The 2,856-nt window shown below is 54.0% G+C and carries 3 protein-coding genes and 2 pseudogenes; all 5 read right to left on the reverse strand.

The features are described from left to right. Nucleotides 1–89: 89 nt before the first annotated feature. Nucleotides 90–452 (reverse strand): annotated as a pseudogene (locus DW49_RS0119705) (FimD/PapC N-terminal domain-containing protein); the annotation flags it as partial. Nucleotides 453–583: 131 nt separating this feature from the next. Then, on the reverse strand, nucleotides 584–1,336 hold the full coding sequence (locus DW49_RS0119710) for a fimbrial biogenesis chaperone (RefSeq protein ID WP_005615547.1): 753 nt from the start codon (nucleotides 1,334–1,336) through the stop codon (nucleotides 584–586). Between the two features lie 63 nt (nucleotides 1,337–1,399). Continuing rightward, nucleotides 1,400–1,984 carry a fimbrial protein gene (locus tag DW49_RS0119715; RefSeq protein WP_005615544.1) on the reverse strand — a complete coding sequence of 195 codons (585 nt, stop codon included), beginning with the start codon at nucleotides 1,982–1,984 and terminating at the stop codon, nucleotides 1,400–1,402. 324 nt (nucleotides 1,985–2,308) lie between these two features. Further along, a complete protein-coding gene (locus DW49_RS0119720; protein WP_024419956.1) occupies nucleotides 2,309–2,686 on the reverse strand; it encodes a hypothetical protein in 378 nt (125 codons plus the stop codon). An 86-nt stretch (nucleotides 2,687–2,772) separates the two neighbouring features. Next, nucleotides 2,773–2,856: pseudogene (locus DW49_RS1000000132315) on the reverse strand (IS5/IS1182 family transposase); the annotation flags it as partial.

Raw genomic sequence — 2,856 nt, forward strand, 5'->3', positions numbered from 1 at the left:
TGTTTTCGAAAAAATCAGCCACCAACTAACGGAAAATTCAAATCTTATCAATAGCTTAGCTTGCAGGTTATGGGTAACTTATTTCGAAAACAGTACACTATAAGACCTGACGCCTGATTTTTTGAAAACGTGATATCCCGCCTGCCGCTCAGCGTGCGATTGACGTAGATATCCACCCGATAAGTACCGGGCAATACGCTGTTGCTGCGTAGAAATTCCTGAAGGTCAGGCGGCTGATCACTGCCTTGAATGAAAGCCGTATTGAATTTGACCGAACCGTCGCCTTGCGCGGTGCCGGGCGGTGCGGCAAATGCGCTGACCGAAAACATCAGGCTCAGCCCCAGGCCGATGCCCAATGGGTCACATCGGCACAGGCCGAGGACACAACGCCGGGGGTAAGGGAGCACCAACGTAGCAATGGCTCCCTCATTATCTTTTTTGCGCCATTCCATAGCGGTCTTCACTCTACTTCGGCTGTCGCGCGCGCCGCGCAATCCTTTTACACAGACGCAGGTCTGCCGGGCCGACCTGTCGCCGGAACCCAACGGTTTAAATTGTGAACGCTGACATTTGATGCTGCTGACTATCGAGGCATGACCTTGCTGGCGTAGCCCGACTCGTGATTGGCAAGTGTTGCGCGATAAGGCACTTGTCCGCCGTAATCATTGATACTGACAAAACTAACCACCAGCGGTGCCCCCCCCTTTTTGCGCAATAACGGGATGTGCAGACTCTGCTGCGGTGCCAACATCTGACTCTCGATACTGGCCAGTTCGACGTCATCCTGACGCACGGAAATCTTCAGCATGGAAACATGATAAGGACCTGGATTTTCGACTTGCAAACTGTCGTTGTTCTCCGTTTGCCAGTTCAACTGCTCGGGTGCTTGCAGTGGATCACCAGGCATTCCGTCAGGCCGGAAAAAGACTTTTATGCGCTGACGTATTGCGATCTGCAACGTGTTTTGCGCAGCCGTCTGGGGTATTTCCTGAACATTGAGCCACAGTACCGACTCGCGATCGGTGGGCATGTCGGTACCGGAATGAATAATGCGCAGCAGTTGCTTGCCACCGCCGGCCATGCGCGTCAGTGACGGCGTCACGATAAAAGGCAGGCGCTGGGTGGTTGGGTTATTACCCGTGGCAAGTGCCGGCGCTTCGAGCCAGGACTGCAGGAGAATCTCTCTCCCGCCACTGTTGTGAACGCCCAGACTGACTTCCTTGTCATTGCCCTGGTAAATAACCCGTGTGGTGTTCAACACAATGCCCGCCTGAACGGAGGTGCACCATGACACCATCGCAACACATACCGCCGCGCGAAAAAAATCAGAATACATACGGGTGTTCGCCTTGAATTCGATAGAGGACAAGGCGGGCAAGGCCCGCCCTGCCCGACACGGTTACTCGTAATCCATCACGAACGGCAGGTAGCCGTCGGCATTACCCGGATTGGTCGGAGTGCCGTTAAGCACATAGACCGCACCAAAGTTGATCTCGGCAGTAGCGCCGCTGGCACCATCCTTGATCAGCGTGGTATCGATGGTTTCAGTACCGCTCAGATCCATCATTACGCTCGATGCATTGAGCAGGCCGATGCCTACGCCATCCGCCGCCCCGGTGGTGCGCAGAAGCTTGGCATCGTTGTTGTCCAGACCACTGCCGTTTCGGGCGGTAAGGCGCATTTTCACCATGTTGTACTGATCTGCACCCGCGGTGCAGTTGACCAGCAACTGGATCGGGGTGGCTGTTTCAAACCGGCTTTCGCTGGACACGCCGATGTCCGAGAACGAAACGTTCCCAAGGTCGACGTTGATTTCACCTGGGTTGGTACCCGTGCTGACGCCCGTGCCCGGCCCCACGTCGCAGGACATATTGGTCAGTGTTCCGTTAAAGATGATTTTACCGTTGTTCGCAGCACTGGCAGTACCTGCCATACCAAAGCTTATTACGCCCAGAACTGCCAATGTAAGAGAAAGCTTTTTCATGCTGACTACCTTCCTTGTGTTATTTCGTGTGTGCCCACTATCGGACGGCCAGCACTATAGACTCCGGTTTTTTTAACCGCTGTCAGGCCGATAACTTTTAACCCTCGGACAACACGACACAACGCGCGGGACGGGTCTGTAGGAATTAATACAGATCACTTGCAAGTGGGACACTTGATACCGCCACACCGCCGATACTCAGGCGCACTCGGCCCACACTACTCTTACGGTGATGGCGTTATTTTCGATGGGGCGTAGCCGATAAAAAAACTGTCCCACCCTGGTGTGTGACAGTCCAAAAGAGAAAAGCATACAGCTGCGCGGTTAGTGGTAGCTCAGCGTAATCACTACAGCGTCGGGCCAGGCATCGCCGTCTGCCTGAGAGGCGGCCGGTATGGCCTGATAGTGCGCAACGAACGGCACGGCCTGATCGCCGCAGGCGTTATGTTCGGTGTTGACTCGCATGTTGACGCCCGGCGCAACTTCCAGCACTCGCGAATGGGCATCAGAGGTGGTGACGTCACTGTGTGAAACACTGCAACTGCTGTTGACAATACTGCCATGCAGGCTCAATACGCCATCTTTCGCCCATGAAAAAGCCGGAGCAGCCAGCAACGGAATCGCCACGATTGCAGCCATGACACCTTGATGAAGGGACAGGGTTTTCAAGACACTTTTCCAAACCGGTTTTTGACTATTCATGACGTTCTCCACTCATAGGCTCATACACTGAGTTAAGTTGACGGGAGAATTAACTGCCAGACGCTTGCCTAGGGTCTGTTCCCGTTTCACATTGGTAGCCACAGAAAAGCGCAGGCCATTGCTATGACGCTTTCATAGTTTCTCTTGAGCTTGTCAAATCGAGAAGCCAC

Source organism: Pseudomonas avellanae BPIC 631 (assembly GCF_000444135.1).
Lineage (GTDB): Bacteria > Pseudomonadota > Gammaproteobacteria > Pseudomonadales > Pseudomonadaceae > Aquipseudomonas > Aquipseudomonas avellanae.

What these genes read in the sequence shown, in the direction of transcription:
- DW49_RS0119715 (WP_005615544.1), bottom strand. Translation starts at nt 1,984, where the DNA reads ATGAAAAAGCTTTCTCTTACATTGGCAGTTCTGGGCGTAATAAGCTTT.
- DW49_RS0119720 (WP_024419956.1), bottom strand. Translation starts at nt 2,686, where the DNA reads ATGAATAGTCAAAAACCGGTTTGGAAAAGTGTCTTGAAAACCCTGTCC.
- DW49_RS0119710 (WP_005615547.1), bottom strand. Translation starts at nt 1,336, where the DNA reads ATGTATTCTGATTTTTTTCGCGCGGCGGTATGTGTTGCGATGGTGTCA.